The organism is Paenibacillus sp. S02, from assembly GCF_019454065.1.
Lineage (GTDB): Bacteria > Bacillota > Bacilli > Paenibacillales > Paenibacillaceae > Paenibacillus > Paenibacillus polymyxa_B.
Map to the genome: position 1 here is coordinate 1,820,300 of NZ_CP073682.1, position 15,611 is coordinate 1,835,910.

18 protein-coding genes are annotated in these 15,611 nt (G+C 41.9%); 14 read left to right on the plus strand and 4 right to left on the minus strand.

What is annotated here, in order from left to right; genetic code table 11:
* Window positions 1-28: 28 nt before the first annotated feature.
* Window positions 29-502 (minus strand): hypothetical protein, encoded by a 474-nt coding sequence (locus tag KAI36_RS07975; RefSeq protein ID WP_103744435.1) that lies wholly within the window; start codon window positions 500-502, stop codon window positions 29-31.
* A 219-nt stretch (window positions 503-721) separates the two neighbouring features.
* Between KAI36_RS07975 and KAI36_RS07980 the strand changes: the two genes are divergently transcribed.
* The gene (locus KAI36_RS07980) at window positions 722-1,105 is read left to right on the plus strand and encodes a DUF423 domain-containing protein (RefSeq protein ID WP_071640103.1); all 384 of its coding nucleotides are present in this window, start codon (window positions 722-724) and stop codon (window positions 1,103-1,105) included.
* Between the two features lie 107 nt (window positions 1,106-1,212).
* On the opposite strand, the gene KAI36_RS07985 is transcribed toward KAI36_RS07980, so the two are convergent.
* The 3 genes from KAI36_RS07985 to infC form a co-directional block, all read right to left on the minus strand.
* Window positions 1,213-1,761, minus strand: coding sequence for a hypothetical protein (locus KAI36_RS07985; RefSeq protein WP_103744434.1), 549 nt, complete (start codon window positions 1,759-1,761; stop codon window positions 1,213-1,215).
* A gap of 435 nt (window positions 1,762-2,196) precedes the next feature.
* Window positions 2,197-2,967: an ANT(4')-I family aminoglycoside nucleotidyltransferase gene (locus tag KAI36_RS07990; protein ID WP_103744433.1), complete on the minus strand. Its 771-nt coding sequence runs from the start codon at window positions 2,965-2,967 to the stop codon at window positions 2,197-2,199.
* Between the two features lie 60 nt (window positions 2,968-3,027).
* Window positions 3,028-3,543 (minus strand): translation initiation factor IF-3, encoded by a 516-nt coding sequence (infC, locus tag KAI36_RS07995; protein WP_103744432.1) that lies wholly within the window; start codon window positions 3,541-3,543, stop codon window positions 3,028-3,030.
* Window positions 3,544-3,711: 168 nt separating this feature from the next.
* Between infC and KAI36_RS08000 the strand changes: the two genes are divergently transcribed.
* The 13 genes from KAI36_RS08000 (at window position 3,712) to KAI36_RS08055 (ending at window position 15,579) form a co-directional block, all read left to right on the plus strand.
* Complete coding sequence (locus KAI36_RS08000) at window positions 3,712-4,707, plus strand: ABC transporter substrate-binding protein (protein ID WP_220027467.1); 996 nt, start codon at window positions 3,712-3,714, stop codon at window positions 4,705-4,707.
* Entirely contained in the window at window positions 4,704-6,752 is a 2,049-nt protein-coding gene (locus KAI36_RS08005) for an iron ABC transporter permease (protein ID WP_103744430.1), read from the plus strand. Before KAI36_RS08000 ends, KAI36_RS08005 begins: the two co-directional genes overlap by 4 nt.
* 130 nt (window positions 6,753-6,882) lie before the next feature.
* Window positions 6,883-7,194, plus strand: a complete 312-nt coding sequence (locus tag KAI36_RS08010) for an ArsR/SmtB family transcription factor (RefSeq protein ID WP_103744429.1) — start codon at window positions 6,883-6,885, stop codon at window positions 7,192-7,194.
* A 78-nt stretch (window positions 7,195-7,272) separates the two neighbouring features.
* Complete coding sequence (locus KAI36_RS08015) at window positions 7,273-8,448, plus strand: MFS transporter (RefSeq protein ID WP_075153988.1); 1,176 nt, start codon at window positions 7,273-7,275, stop codon at window positions 8,446-8,448.
* A 52-nt stretch (window positions 8,449-8,500) separates the two neighbouring features.
* Window positions 8,501-9,025, plus strand: a complete 525-nt coding sequence (locus KAI36_RS08020; protein WP_103744428.1) for a hypothetical protein — start codon at window positions 8,501-8,503, stop codon at window positions 9,023-9,025.
* A 94-nt stretch (window positions 9,026-9,119) separates the two neighbouring features.
* On the plus strand, window positions 9,120-9,794 hold the full coding sequence (locus KAI36_RS08025) for a VOC family protein (protein ID WP_103744427.1): 675 nt from the start codon (window positions 9,120-9,122) through the stop codon (window positions 9,792-9,794).
* 81 nt (window positions 9,795-9,875) lie between these two features.
* Window positions 9,876-10,331 carry a GNAT family N-acetyltransferase gene (locus KAI36_RS08030; protein ID WP_103744426.1) on the plus strand — a complete coding sequence of 152 codons (456 nt, stop codon included), beginning with the start codon at window positions 9,876-9,878 and terminating at the stop codon, window positions 10,329-10,331.
* 223 nt (window positions 10,332-10,554) lie between these two features.
* Window positions 10,555-11,886 (plus strand): helix-turn-helix domain-containing protein, encoded by a 1,332-nt coding sequence (locus KAI36_RS08035; protein ID WP_374755044.1) that lies wholly within the window; start codon window positions 10,555-10,557, stop codon window positions 11,884-11,886.
* Window positions 11,876-12,001 (plus strand): hypothetical protein, encoded by a 126-nt coding sequence (locus tag KAI36_RS27170; RefSeq protein ID WP_258043249.1) that lies wholly within the window; start codon window positions 11,876-11,878, stop codon window positions 11,999-12,001. The genes KAI36_RS08035 and KAI36_RS27170 overlap by 11 nt, the downstream gene beginning before the upstream one ends.
* Before the next feature lie 335 nt (window positions 12,002-12,336).
* Window positions 12,337-13,710, plus strand: a complete 1,374-nt coding sequence (locus KAI36_RS08040) for a helix-turn-helix domain-containing protein (protein WP_103744424.1) — start codon at window positions 12,337-12,339, stop codon at window positions 13,708-13,710.
* Window positions 13,711-14,076: 366 nt separating this feature from the next.
* The gene (locus KAI36_RS08045; protein ID WP_103744423.1) at window positions 14,077-14,622 is read left to right on the plus strand and encodes a hypothetical protein; all 546 of its coding nucleotides are present in this window, start codon (window positions 14,077-14,079) and stop codon (window positions 14,620-14,622) included.
* Between the two features lie 177 nt (window positions 14,623-14,799).
* Window positions 14,800-15,000 (plus strand): hypothetical protein, encoded by a 201-nt coding sequence (locus KAI36_RS08050; protein ID WP_028542918.1) that lies wholly within the window; start codon window positions 14,800-14,802, stop codon window positions 14,998-15,000.
* 33 nt (window positions 15,001-15,033) lie between these two features.
* Window positions 15,034-15,579: an RNA 2'-phosphotransferase gene (locus KAI36_RS08055; protein WP_103744422.1), complete on the plus strand. Its 546-nt coding sequence runs from the start codon at window positions 15,034-15,036 to the stop codon at window positions 15,577-15,579.
* The last annotated feature ends 32 nt before the right edge of the window (window positions 15,580-15,611 follow it).

Here is a 15,611-nt window from a genome sequence, read left to right on the forward strand (position 1 = left end):
TGAATCCTCTCTGTGTGATGCAGAAAAATTATAAAGATTGCACGGAGGAAGGATAGATATCCGCTGTGCTATTCGGAACGGAAAGACCGATGGCAAGAAGTGCAATAAAGCCCACAATAATAAGTGCATTAATGATTAAGCCTGTAATAGCAAAGGTTTTCTTACGGTTTTTTAACGCAATTCCAATGATACCTACCACAAGTCCGCTACAATTCAGCAACAGGCTACCTAAAAAAATAAAAGGAAGCAGTACCGTTCCGGTTTGCTGCAGAGCAACTTCCGGGTTCATCGTTTGGTATTGGCCGAAATGAGCCAGCAGATTAATAACCATAATAGCCAGAATAATATATCCGATCAGGCTGACAAGCGACATAATAAAAGAAGCAATTCCGGGACCAGAATGATTGAGCTTGACCGGAGGCTGGAACACAGGAGTTTCTGAAAAAACAGGGTGCTCCTCAGGCGCAGCAGGCTTTTGCAAATTAGGATCTTGGTAACTCATTTTTTCAACTCCTTGAACATAGTCCGAACAGGTACTAATTTTCCACAAAATAAACAAAAAAGCAAGCTACCTTACACATTACCCTTCAAAAGACAGGGTCTAATCATCCAATTCTGTATGCGGTCTGTTCACACACGCTGGCTGGTAAACTTCATACGGTTTCGATAAAATAAGAAGAACATTCGACTAAAAGGATGAGATGAAAAGGAGTACACAAACATGCAACGAAAATGGATATTTGTGGGATCTATAATGATGATGTTGGCGGTAGCCATTGGAGCGTTCGGGGCACATATTGTGAAAGCCCGGATCGACGCGGATGCTTTGGCCGTGTATGAAACAGGTGTAAAATATCATATGATTCACGCTGTCGGTTTGCTGATCATTGCGTTGGCTGCTGGACAGTGGGGTTCTTCCAACCGTTTAAGATGGGCAGCGCGTCTGTTATTAACGGGTATCATTTTGTTTTCCGGCAGCTTGTATGTGCTAAGTTTGACCGGAATCCGTGTGCTGGGAGCTATCACCCCCTTAGGAGGCGTGTGCTTTATTGCAGGATGGATATTGTTGGCATGGGCTGCCATGGGGCTGAAGAAAGAGGATTAGAGTTCTTTTCGGATAATGCAAAAAAAAGAGAATGGGTAAGAAAGACGTCATGTTTTTCCTGCCCATTCTCTTTTTTTATGCTTTGTTTTTTTATGAAGTATTTACATTTACGATGTGATTTCATCGATCTCATTCATTTTAAAGGAGTACACTTGCTTCTCATCTACATGATACACACTCAGCAGGCTATTATCATGATCCAGATTGAGGATGCGGCAAGGAATGCTACGCTGTCCGCCATAGCGGTTCACGATTAACCGTACAAGCGTGTTATCTTGTATATAGCGTTTGATCCATTCATACGTACTAAGTTCTTGTTGTGTTGCAGGCTTTGGCTGTACGTGGGATTGTTTGATCTCTTGAACGACTGGCGGCTTGTTCGTAACTGCGGCTGACTTCTTTTTGGAGAACTTTTCCGCAAGCGTAGCAGCTGCGTCAGACGGGTTATTACCGGCTGACTGTTTTCTTAGATACAGTGCAGCTTCGATTAAATTCCCAAGTTCGATACCGGATTGAATCCGGCTATCCGCAATGTGTTCGTTTTGGCTCAGGAGATTAAGCAGGAACTGAAGGGCCTCTACGTTTGAACGGCCTTTAACTAATACATCTACATTAAATAAATAACTGGTTTCGTCTTGATTTGATTCCTTTTTCATACATCCTCCAGCCCAAGCCATGGGTAATTAGTCTTTTATAGTATCTATCAATATATCATTAAAACGTAATCTATCATAGTGCCTAAGGCCCTGTTGTTGGATATTAACAAAAATAAAATCTATATAAAGCCCTATCTGTAAAAATTTAATGGAGTACACTGGAATTGTACATTTTTGCATGTGTACACGAATGAGGTCAGTATGTGAGCACCAGATATAGATAAGCAAAGCCAGAGTTACATATACAGAGAATAAAGGAGGTAGGGGGTGAAATCAAGTAGTTTAAATTTAAAATATGTTAGAGTGGGAAAATATAACGAAGCAGTATCATCCATTCAGAAGAAAAGTAAAATCCCCCTTAACGAAAGGGGGATGGGGCATATCAAAAACATGATATATTATAGTAAGCGCAATTAAAGTAAATTTTATTTGCGATCAAAATGGGATTCGTTGTGATCGAATAAGGTAGTCATGTTCGACTGCCCAACTCACAAGGCCACTCCAGAAATCTTCACAGGCTGAAATGATCTTCGCTGGTTCAGCTAAATCTCCAGACATGACCAGCTTAACGACATCATCAAATCCTTCTGGACGACTCGGCAGTTCCAGGGCCTCCAGTAGAACCATTGAACCCGTTGAGAAAAGCTTCTGATTGTGCAACCCAACTAACATAGCCCCATATTGGGCAAACTGCATTACCAAGTACGGCAAGTAGGTATGAGGGCCATTTACACGGACATTTCTAAGCTTTCCTATAAACTCGTACATTTCACCTACAAGCACTTCGTTGATGGCATGCCTGAAATCTTCCTTTGTTGGGGATTCGGCCGCTTCCTTTAATATAGAAAAAAAGTTTTTAGGATCATACAGACGAAGTGGGGAAAAGAAGGGTCCATGTGTCAACGGCCAATCGCCCTCAACAGTAGAGGCAATTTTAAGAAGAATGTCTGAACTACAGACGTTCACCTCAGCTTTCCAGGGCCCCGCCGACCATTCATGGCTAAATTCTACGGGGCCGTTTGGTTCACTCAGTACACAAAACATTTCAATGTCCGAAAAAGGGCCGTCAGTACCTTTGGCAACAGATCCATAGACCCCTATAGCCAGAATTTTGTCTCTGTATACTTCATGTAACCTCGCAGCTATTTCGTGGCAAGTCTGAAGTCTCTCACTTCGAGAAATGTTGACAGGTCCATTCATGTCCATTAGTGATCTCCCTCTGTTTCCTACGGTCTAAGTGACTTGTCCAATTTACGGATTTGCCATTCAGCGAGGGTTTAATTTCACTTGTGAGCCCTTGCCGCCCGTCTGGATTCCGGTTTCCTTCACTCCGGCTTCCTTCAGATCGACCAGTAGCCGCTCTAGTACCGCTTTGGCGACAGGTGCTTCTTTTGCACCAGACGCTTTAACGACCAACTGTACCGGTTTGCCGGAACGCAGATGTTTGTCTGCCTGCCGCAGCTTCGTGTCGTAATCATGCTCCTCAATATGAGCAGTGAAGCGGAGCTCCTTGACCTTTTCTTTGCCGCTGTTTTTTGCGGTTCGGCCGACATTCGTTTTGCTTGCTGCGGCTTCTTTTTGCGCAAGCGCTTTTCCTTTGCCCTTTGCGACCAAGCTACAGGGCGGTGGACTGCTCATCAGTGAAGTGCAGACCAAGTCCACCCCTTTAGATCGGGCCAAGGCCAAGGCCTCTGACTTGGAGACAACGCCGAGCTTCTCCCCTGCGAGTCCAGTGAGTACCACTTCGTCAGCTTTAATTTGCTCGTTGATTAATACTGCCACGTAAATGTAGCCTCCCTTAAACAATGATAAAGCTATCATATACGGAACCTGTTTGCGATTCAATTTTAGATTTATCCGTATTGACAAAAGTCACTAAGCCCTATAATCTTTTACTGATAATGATTATCATTTTCCAATGCAATATACATACAGGGGTGATTGAGAGAAATGAAAAAGATGTTGAATAGCCTATTATTATTTGTAGTTTTTACTATTGTATTGGCGGGCTGCGGTGCGGCTGGGGATAGCTCGAAGACGGAAGGTACTGCTGGGTCTGAGCAGACATCCACAACGGCTGGTCCGGTTACGGTTAAGGACGACCACGGGGAAGTCAAGCTGGACAAGCCAGCGGAACGTGTCGTTGTACTCGAATGGACGTTTACCGAGGACCTCATTGCACTTGGCGTACAGCCTGTCGGCAATGCGGACAATGAAAACTACAAGCTGTGGGTAACACCGGAGGCGAAGCTGGCTGATACCGTAACTGATATCGGCACACGCGGCGAACCGAATCTAGAGGCGATTGCGGCGCTCAAGCCGGATCTTATTATCTCTAACGCCGATAACAATGCAGCGATCTATGCACAGCTTAAGGGGATTGCACCAACGATAGAATTCGATCCTTACAAGGGGAACGGCTATGATTACGACCGTATGGTCGAAATTTTCAAGCAAGTCGCTGTGGCTACCGGAAAAACGGAACAGGCTAATAAGGTCCTAAGCGAACTTGACCAGCACTATGTAGATGCAAAGGCTACATTGGAGAAGGCCGGCAAAGCAGACTTTCACTATGCGCTGACACAGGCCTTTACAGCTCAAAATGCTGCCAGTCTGCGAATGTTCAAAGAAAATTCGGTAGTAGTAGGAACGCTTGCAAAAATCGGCATGGTGAACGACTGGAAGTCTGACCAGATCGAGAAATACGGGTTTAGCACCGTTGGCATTGAAGCTCTTCCAGCTGTGCAGGACAGCAATTTTATCTATATTACGCAAAAGACGGACGATGTATTTGGAGCCGCGATGAAGAACAACTCGGTATGGAACGGACTGAACTTTGTCAAAGAAAAACGGACCTACCCACTGGACGGTACAACATGGACGTTCGGCGGCCCAATCTCATCCAAAGTACTGGTTGATCAGGTAGTTGGAGCACTGACGAAATGACCCGAGCAGACACAACGGGTTTATCGAAGACTTGGCGTGTAGGAAGCATCTTTGGGGGCGGATTGATCGTCCTCATCGTGCTTTTTTTTGTAAGCTTGTGTTATGGAGAGGCTTCAATCCCGCTGCATACAGTAATTGAGGCGTTGACCCAGCGTCAGGATACTCTTGAACATAATATGGTGTGGGATCTCCGAATGCCGCGTACGGTCATCGGAATCCTGGCTGGTGGTGCGCTAGCCATCGCCGGTGCTCTGCTCCAGGCCATCACCAAAAATCCGCTGGCGGCTTCTGATACACTAGGAATTAACGCCGGTGCCTACTTTGTGGTCGTCCTTGGCGCGGTGATGTTTCCCGGATTGCTGCACCAGGCGCCGTTTCTATTTGCCGCTGTCGGCGGCCTGTTTGCAGCGGTGCTGGCTTACTTCATGGGCGGGGGACGAGCTGGAAGTCCGATTCGGTTGGCGCTTGCCGGCTTGATTGTATCCATGGTTCTCGGTTCGTTTACCGGAGCTTTGCATATCTTTTATTCATTTGAAACGCAGGGACTGTTTCTCTGGGGTTCTGGCTCGCTTGTGCAAAACGACTGGAGCGGGACGACTTACGCCTGGCCCTGGGTCGTAGGACTCTCGATCATTGCCGTTCTGCTGTCAAGGCAGTTTGATGTTCTGGATCTGGATGAGTCCACATCCACGTCACTCGGGCAAAAGGTTAGCTTGACCCGGGCGGTGGGAATTGTATTGGCTGTCCTGCTGTCGACCATTACAGTCAGCGTCATTGGACCCATTGGTTTTGTGGGTTTGGTAGCTCCGCATTTGGTACGCTTAAGCGGCTTAAAAATGCATCGCTGGGTGCTGCCTGGTTCTTTCCTGTGGGGGGCATTACTGTTGACCGGCGCTGATGTGCTGGCGAAAATGGTCCACCAATCAAGCATGGATCTGCCGACCGGAGCAATGATGGCCTTGATTGGGGCTCCTTGGTTAATTTGGTTGATTCTGTGGAAGATGAAGCTGCCTTCTGGTATTAGTGGGCAATCTTCAATGAACATAGGTGTGCGCTCTCGGAAATTACCGTATGGCAGGCTGGTCATGTTGCTTGGGTGCAGTGCCGTGCTGTTGACCGTATTCAGCCTGATGTTTGGAGGAATGCGAATTCCGGTCGGCGATTTGCTGTCCGGCCTGTTCGGCGGTGAGAACGCAAATTCGGCTTTGCTGCAGTTTAGAATTCCGCGCACGCTGGTGGCAGCCGGGGCTGGTATCGCGCTTGCGGTCAGCGGTGTCTTGATCCAATTAGCCGTTCGTAATCCCTTAGCGGATGCCTCGATCATTGGTGTTTCTTCAGGGGCTGGTTTCGGCGCGCTTGCAGTGATTATCGTTTGGCCTGGGCTGCCTGTTTATATGCTGCCCATCGCGGCGATTGCCGGAGCGACGGTGTCGGCGGCGGTGATCTTCTTTTTATCATGGAACAAGCACCTAAACCCGTCTGTGGTCATCCTACTTGGGATTGCCGTATCAGCGATCGGAGCAGCTGGCATTCAGATACTGATTATCCAAGGTTCGCTTTGGGGCAGCACAGGCTATATTTGGCTGACCGGTAGTACCTACGCTCGAAACTGGGGGCAGGTGGCGACGATTCTGGCTTTTCTGCTCGTGTTGTTGCCAATAGCCTGGTGGCTAGCTCGCCGCTTCGATCTTTTGGTGTTTGACGATAGCAGCGCCATGGGACTGGGACTTCCGGTGCGCCGCACTCGGCTGCTGGCCATGGCAGTGGGTGTGCTGCTGGCGGGCGGAGCGGTGGCCTGTGTGGGTACAGTTGGCTTCATCGGGCTGATTGCCCCGCATATCGTCCGTACGTTGATTGGGCACCATGTACGCCGCTCCATTGTTCTGTCGAGCATCTTGGGAGCGGTGATGCTGGTGCTGGCTGATACGATTGGCCGGACAGTGCTTGCGCCGACCGAAATTCCTTCCGGATTGCTGATCGCACTGATCGGTGCACCGTATTTCCTGTACTTGATGTATCGCTCCAATAAGAGTAAGTCAGTGTAGTTGAATATGTACACAAACAGGCTGTTTCCTAGCGGATTTTCTGTGGGGAAGCAGCTTTTATTATTAATTCTCCTACGTAGTCATTGGACTTTATATTTACAAATCTAATAAAATAGATATAATATTTTATATGGAACCGTCATTGATTTATAAAGCATTGTCAAACGAAACTCGTCGTCTAATTATGCTGTGGTTAAAAAATCCAGAAGAGTTTTTTGATGAACAGGCTTATCTAAAGCAAGGGCTTAATTTTCAAATTGGTGTATGTGTGGGAGATATACAGGCTAAAGCGGGACTTGCGCAGTCTGTGATTTCAAGTTATTTATTAACGATGCAAAAATCCGGTTTGTTAGAGTCTGAGCGTATTGGGAAGTGGACGTACTATCGTCGGAATGAAAAAACAATCCGGGAATTTGCCGAGTACGTTCAAAAGGAACTATAAACTGAAAGGAGGTTTTTTTTCACATAACATATCTACAAATCTATATATATATAATTAAATTGGAGGCTTATACTTAAAATGAAAAAGGTTAACCCGTTACTTATTATCATTCTGGCTTTAGGCGTATTCGGCATTATTACAACGGAAATGGGGATTATAGGTGTTCTCCCCCAAGTAACTCAAAAATTCAATGTATCAGCTGCCCAGGCTGGTTGGCTCGTCAGTATTTTTTCTTTAGTTGTTGCCATTTCAGGTCCGTTCTTGACCTTACTCGTTTCCGGTATGAATCGTAAAGTCATTCTATTAACCGCTGTATTCAGTTTTGTCATTTCCAATATAGTCTATGCCTATACCACTCATTTTGAGGTCATGCTCATTTTTCGTGTTCTTCCTGCTATTTTTCATCCTGTCTTTTTTTCGGTCGCTCTCGTGACTGCATCTCATCTTGTCCCCCCTGAAAAGAGTAGTAAAGCGGTCACCAAGGTTTTCGCTGGAATTACAGTAGGATTTGCGTTTGGCGTGCCTTTGACTTCCTATCTTGCTGAAAAGATATCGTTAGAAGCTGCTTTCTTATTTGGTGCTGTCGTAAGCATGATTGCATTTGTAGGAATACTCGTATGGCTTCCTTCCCTGCCAGTTCAGGAAAAGATGTCTTATGGCAAACAGCTTGGTATATTACGTAAACCTCAATTGTGGTTCAACATTGTGACTGTTATTTTTATCTTTGCAGCTATGTTTTCGGTGTATAGCTACTTTGCTGAATATCTTGGAGAAGTAACTCTTATGAACGGGTCATGGATCAGTATGATGTTGATGGTCTTTGGAATCGTCATGATTTTTGGAAACTTTTTATTTGGGGGATTATTACATAAAAATCTGACTAAGACCGTCATCATGTTCCCATTGCTATATATGGTCATTTACGTATTCACTTATGCTCTGGGGACTTCTTTCCTACCGATGATTGTGGTTGTGCTCATTTGGGGGGCCGTGCATTCCGGGGGGCTTATTATTAGTCAAACATGGTTAACCACTGAAGCGAAAGAAGCTCCAGAGTTTGGTAACAGCCTGTTTGTCTCATTTTCTAATCTAGGTATTACGATGGGAGCTGCTATAGGCGGGTGGTTTATCTCTCACTTGGGAATACACCAGCTCATCTGGAGCGGAATGATGTTTGCACTGCTAGCGTTTTTATCTATGATTATAAAAATAAAATTGTTCAATTCGAATGCAACGGAAGTCAACGTGCGTTAAAATATGGATAGACATTAGAAGAGTACTCTACATTATGTATTGGGAGGAATAGATGAATATTCGAATGTATCACGATCTGGAGGCTCAATTGGAAGAAGCGATTTGGGCTCTTGGAGAGGAAGCAGCTCATATACTCCCATTAGATAGCAACTTGGCCGAGGAAAAAGCACAGAAGGCTTGGGATCTAATACCCGAGCCTAAGCATACATGGGGCATCACAGGGGTAACTTTGCATCAATACGTTCAAATTCTTAATTATAACGGGCATACTCAGCGATCAGTAGAGCTTTTAAATGAGGAGATTTTAGATTTGGAAGGTTCAGGGTACCGGATTATACATGCTGAACCTTATATCCAGATGGCGGAAACACTTCTTCATCAGAGCAAGCCTGTATTAGCTCATGAATATCTCAAGAAGGCATACTCGATTGGGAGTGCAAGAGCATTTCGGGACCAGCCCAAGCTTTATCTCAAAATGGCGAAAAGTAAAGCTCTGGATGAACAGGATATACTACTTCAATTTGCGGCGTTAAATGTGAATGCCAAACTTCTAAGCGATTTAAAGGATAATCAATAACCAATGTAATGGCCTCATACAGTCTGAGATAAAATGCTGATCTGGATACGACGGAAAATGGGTTTCAATATTATTTATGGGGAGGACCAATGCATTGAAATTAAAAGAAGTGCTCTTAGGCACCCACAGTTTCGAAGCGATAAAAGCTTTTTACGGCTCTCTCTTGGATTTGCAGGTTGTGGAGGAAAACCCTTTGAGATTGTCTTTTCAAGTAGGGGAATCGGTTCTTGCTTTTCAGGAATCCTCCCACATGGAAAATGAGTTTTATCATATTGCGGTTACGATTCCAACGAATAAATTCATAGAAGCAAAACAGTGGGTAATCGACCGTGGGATTTCATTGATCTCAAGACCCCAAGAAGATGAGTTTTTTTTCGAAAACTGGAATGCAACAGCGCTTTACTTCTATGATCCGGATCATAACCTTGTCGAGTTCATCGCTCACCATACACTCAACAACGCAGTCACTGAAGCTTTCGGGCCCCACTCTCTACTTCGTATAAGCGAGATCGGTCTTCCTGTCGATGATGTCTCCGAAGTATCTAGGATAATCACCGAAACGTTCCAACTTGATTCATGGGGAGGGGCTGGACAGAAATTCGCGCCGCTAGGGGATGTAGAAGGATCATTTATAGTCATAGACAAGCAACGGCCTTGGTTTCCTGATGATAGGCTTCCGGCCGTATTTAACACCAGTGTCTTGTTTGAAGGTCCATACTCTGCCAGTCTTTCACTGCATAATGGTTTGTATGAATTGAGATCAAACTGATTTAGGGCTTCCCCGGATTTCTGGAATAAAGCCTACACAAGGGGGAAATCCGGGGACCATAATACATTCAGGAGAGAATATATGAATATTAGACTACTTCATTCAAATGAAAAATATCCAATAGAGCTCTTGTTACTAGCTGATCCTTCGCACCAACTTGTTGAGGAATACTTAAAAAGAGGGCAGTGTTTTGTAGCAGAGATTGACCATCATATTGTTGGAGTCTATGTTCTATTACCTACAAGACCTGAAACAGTTGAGTTAGTGAATATAGCAGTATCAGAAGATATGCATGGTAAAGGAATAGGCAGACAATTAGTGACACATGCAATTGAAACAGCCAAGACACAAGGTTATAAAACGATGGAAATGGGCACAGGTAACTCTAGCATAGGGCAGTTAGCTCTCTACCAAAAATGTGGGTTCAGAATTGTTGGTGTAGATCTAGATTTCTTTGTCAGACACAACTATCTAGAAGAAATTTATGAGAATGGCATACAGTGTAGAGATATGATTCGTATGTCTCAGGATTTATAGAGCTTGGTTTGCTTGTAAACCATCCAAAAAGGGATCTTAAGTAAGGTTCTGAAAGGTATATGATATTGTTCCAAAAGATGGTACAATGAATTGCGGAAAGGCTATACAATCAATGGATTGCAATAGTCCTCTTTTTAATGAGTTGATATCCTAACAAGTTCCTGATAAGGGGTGGTTACTTTTGTACAACACAACCACGATACTCACAGAGATAACAAAACATATGAAAGATAAAGATTTAATCCTTAGTGATCTTGCCAGAGAGGCAGAGATGAATCCGGGAACCATGAGCAGTATTATTAATGGGAACCGCACTCTTTCAGTGGATCAGCTAGACCGAATTACAAAAGCAATGGGGCATCCCGTTGGCTATTACTACGAACGGTATGTGTCTGAGTATTTAACAGAGGCTAATCCGAATTGGCGTCGAATGAGTCCTTTTATACATAATTGTGCGAAATTGAACAAACTGGACTGCATTCATGATGTGGTCAATCTATTAATGGATAAGTTGGGCTATTCAGAATCCTTATTTGAGCTTGCTGAAGAATTATTTCATGAAAAGAAGTACCAAGCGGCAGCCATACTCTATGAAAATGTAGCTGTAAGTGAGAAAAAACAATACTCAGAACGCCTCGCTATGTGTCAGTACCGCTTGTTCCATACGAGGCAAGGAGACAATCAAGAGAAAAACTATGAAGCGGCAGTTCAATTTGAAATATATGTTGACCGACTAGATGAGATAGATCAGTTAGAAGCGTTAAAAGATTTGGCGAATACATACCGTTCGTTACGTAAATGGGACAAAGTAGAACTGTTCGCTAAAGCTTTGGGAGACAAAGCTAAAATTCAATACAAACTGGAACAACAGCGGAATCATATGAAAAAAGAAAATTCAAAGAAACCAAGTTTTCCTCTGTTTGCTTATTGGGCATTCTCACATTTACTTCGTGCTGAAGTTTGTGAAGCTCATAAAGATTATCAGAAGGCACTTCAACATACGTACACATATGGTGACTTAAGTTGGGTGAAAGATTCAGATGAAACTACTTTGAAGTGGAAAAGGCAATATGAAGAGTGGGCTGTGGGGAATACCTATTTGAATAAGATTCTTGCTGGCGAAATAAGCGTTCTATCTGATTATCTACTTTATATATCATCAAGAAAAGATGAGATTCTTCCTGCACTTGATATTATAGTAGATTCGGCTAATAGATACCATTTTGATGTGGATGTTATTTTAAAGCAATTCGAAGGAGAAATTTTATCTTTTCTAGAGCAACAAAAAATTGAGAGCTTTTATACTAAGCGTTTCATAACAGAACGTTTTATGCATTTTTCTAAGGAATTATCGATCTACTATTTGACCAAGAAAAGATATTCTGATGGCTTCAAATTTTTAATAAGTTGTTTGGAAAAATCTACATTAATCAATAATAAATCATATATAATTAAATGTATGAAGCTGTATGAGTCTTATCGAGAGTATGCATCATCTGATGTGAAGACAGCATACAGAAAATTGATTAATGAGGTGGATAAGGATGAAGCGTAAAATAATTTTAAGCTTATTGGTAACAAGTTTTATGTTGTTGATATTAGTAAATCCTTCAGCAGGTTATCAGGATTCTGTACATAACTATCAACCTGCACAGCATGGTGAAATGTAATTATTTCTAACAGGAAAAAGATTCTTAGTATTTAAAGTAATTAAATGGTATAGATTGTTAAAATCAATGGATAATGGAACAGGTTAGATGGAATGATCCGTCTAGCCTTTTTATTGCGTGTTTTGCTGTATATAAGCAATATGAGGAAATCTTCTTTTGAGAAATATATGTAAAAAGTGCAAAAATGTTATGTGTGCTGTTGTAAATAACTGAATGGTATATGACTTTGTTCCAAAAGACAATGATGGGCTAAAGTAATTCTTACTAACTGTTTCTCATTACATGGTTTAATTATGTATCATATGCCGAGTCTACGTTGAAAGGGTGGTTTATCTATGGAGATCACACCTACGATTAGAGCAGAAGTTCAAACCTATCTGATAAGAAAAAGCTTAACCATGACCGAGTTTGGTCACATTATTGATTTGAATGTAGGAACAGTTAGTGGCATTGTGACGGGCAACCGACCTATTTCTGTTCACCAGCTAGATCGTATCACTATGGGTATGAATTTGCCACCGGATTATTTTTATGAACGTTATATTGATGAATGTATTGAAGAAGAACCTCTCAACTGGCGAAGAATCAGCCCTTTTTTGTACCGATGCGTGGTGTTAGGACGACTTGATTGCTTGCGAAGAGTTGTAGGTATGTTGCTAGATAATCCTGTTTATCTTCCTTCACTTTTTGAAGTAGCCGAGGATTCTTTTAAAAAGGGTAATACTGAAGCAGCGGCGTTCCTTTATGAAAACGTGTCAGAAGGGGAAAAGTATCAGTATTCAGAACGATTGGCGGTTTGCCAGTATCGATTGTTTACGATTCGTATTGGAGACGATCAAGAGAAAAACTATGATGTAGCCATTCAATTTGAGCCTTACGTTGATCGATTAGATGAGGTAGATCAGTTAGAGGCATTAAAAGACTTGGCGAATACATACCGCTCGTTACGAAAATGGGATAAAGTAGAACTATTCGCTAAAGCAATGGGAGACAAGGCAAAAATTCAATACAAACTGCAACAACAGCGGCAGCATGTGCACAAAGACAATTCAAAAAAACCTAATTTTCCTTTGTTTGCGTATTGGGCATTCTCGCATTTACTTCGTTCACAAGCATGTGGTGAGAGGAAAGACTATGAAAAGGGACTTCAACACATTAAAAAATACGCTGATTTAAGTTGGGTTACTGATACAGATGAAGAAGCTTTGAAATGGAGAAAAAAGTACGAAGACTGGGCAGTAGTAAACACGTATGTTAATAAGCTTCTTTCTGGCGATAAGAGCGTTCTTTCTGATTATGTAGCTTATATTTCTTCAAGAAAAGATGAGATTCTTCCCGCACTTGATATTATAGTCGAGACAGCTAACCGATACCATTTTGATGTAGATGATATTTTAAAGCAATTTGAAGGAGAAATTATCTTCTTTCTGGAGCAGAAAAAAGTTGAAGGGTTGTATTCTCAACGATTCACAACGGAGCGATACACTCATTTTTCAAGGGAACTGGCAATCTATCTTTTACGTAAAGGGAAGTTTTCAGACGGCTTCACATTTTTGTTAAGTTGTTTGGAAAAGTCTGCTGAAGTTAATAATAAAATACAAGCAATTAGATGTATGAGGTTGTTTACGTATTTTAAAGAACATGCATCTGCTCATACGAGGACAGTCTACGGAAATCTGATTAAAGTGGTTAATGAAGATGAAGAGTAAGTTGAGCCCGCCCTCCTAGTATCCAGTTTTATGTCAGTATCGGTAGTAGTTACGATCCAACTGGACAACATGGAGGAATGTTGGAATAAAATAGTCTCAAGTTCAAGATCACAGTAGACCTAGAAAAATAACTATGATCAAGAGGTTAGATGGAATTATCCGTCTAGCCTTTTTTAAATGGCCTGTTTTGTTATGCATAAATAAGCTTCTAGAAGTGACTTAGCTTGAACTTTTATCTATAAAATGCTTATTCGATCATTGAAAGAATATACAATGTAGAAAGTAGTATTTTAATAACAAGACATATTGCCTATTTCCTCCATTTCCCTTATGATAATTGCACTACTACCAAAGAAGGAGATACATATGAAGAAAGCTATTCTACTACTATTAATGTTTGCTATCTTAATTCCATCACAAGTATTAGCAGCAAAAGCTACAAAAGCTATGTCAACAAGTGAAATCGAAAAAATATACTTTGAGGATTACAAAGGTCGTGTCAAAGAAATTAGAATTGCACAGAAGCATCTAAATGCTGTACTGGGGGCAGAAGTTCGTGAGCTAACTCAGAGATTAAGTCAAGCATCAGCGCGCTATAAAAACGAAGTGAAAAATAAATCAAGTAAAGCGGTAATAGCTCAAGCCAAGGCTGATTGTGATAAATTAAAGAAGCAGCTCGGCGTGGCTAAGGTGGAACTAAATAAAACAGTTAAAAATTACAAAAAAGAAAGCGAACAAGCATTAAAGGATATTGCAAATCAGAAAGCAGAGCTTATAAAATTCATTAAGAACCACACAGCAGGAAAAGATAAACTTACGGAGTCTCAATTTAGCAAACAAGTTAATGGAGGTATTAGCTCGATTAACGGCTCATTTACTGGCATTTTAAAAATGTTGACGGAAGCTGAATAATGGTGAGTAAAGGCAGCAGGTATCACCTGTTGTCTTTTTAATTTAGGCTTAGAATGGAAGTTATTGTTGGAGACTTTGGATTGCTGTGGAATGGGGACAAAGAGGATATATGGATATGGATGAAATGAATTTGTTCGTTTTTATATAATGAAGTACGATTAGCGAGGAGAAAAATTTATGAATCGTAAGTTTTTTATCATGGCTTTGATAAGGGGGATTTTCGGGTATTTCCCTTGTGGGCTGGGAGTTGCAGTATTATTGGAGGCTTATAGCAGATATAGTCTAAGAGGTTTTTTAATTGGAGCTACATTTTTCCTTATCGGGGGATTGGTGCTTTACTTCACAAGACGCTATGAATCATCAGATTGGTTACTATAGATAAAACAAATATTTCATTACAAGGAGTATATGATGTTATCACCAAAACAAGAAGAGAGCCTTAGTAAATTTATGAGTAAAATTCTTAGGCATACACCAGAACAGTTTGGAATTAAGTTGGATCATGAAGGTTATTGCCACGTGCAAGACTTAATTTCAGCAATTAAATTAGAGAATAGATGGTCGGATATAGGAGAAGCAGGAATTGATCAAGTCGTAACTAATTGTCCAAAGAAGCGATACCACATGGTAAATGGATACATACGAGCTAACTACGGGCACAGTACAGGAAGATTAGATTACAAAGAATCTACTCCACCAACGACTCTTTATCACGGAACAAATAGCAAAGTAGTTGATAAAATTATTACCGAGGGTATTAAACCAATGGGGAGAAAGTATGTTCATCTATCTGAGACACTTGAATTTGCAACATTGGCAGGTAAGAGACGTGGTGAATTAGTCATTCTTGAAATCGATACAGTAAAATCGATGGCTAACAATGTGAAGTTCTATATCGCTAACAATGGTATTTGGCTTGCCGATTTTGTGCCCCCACAATATTTTAAAAAAATTTAACACTGATATTTTCGTTTATATTAAAAAGAGGC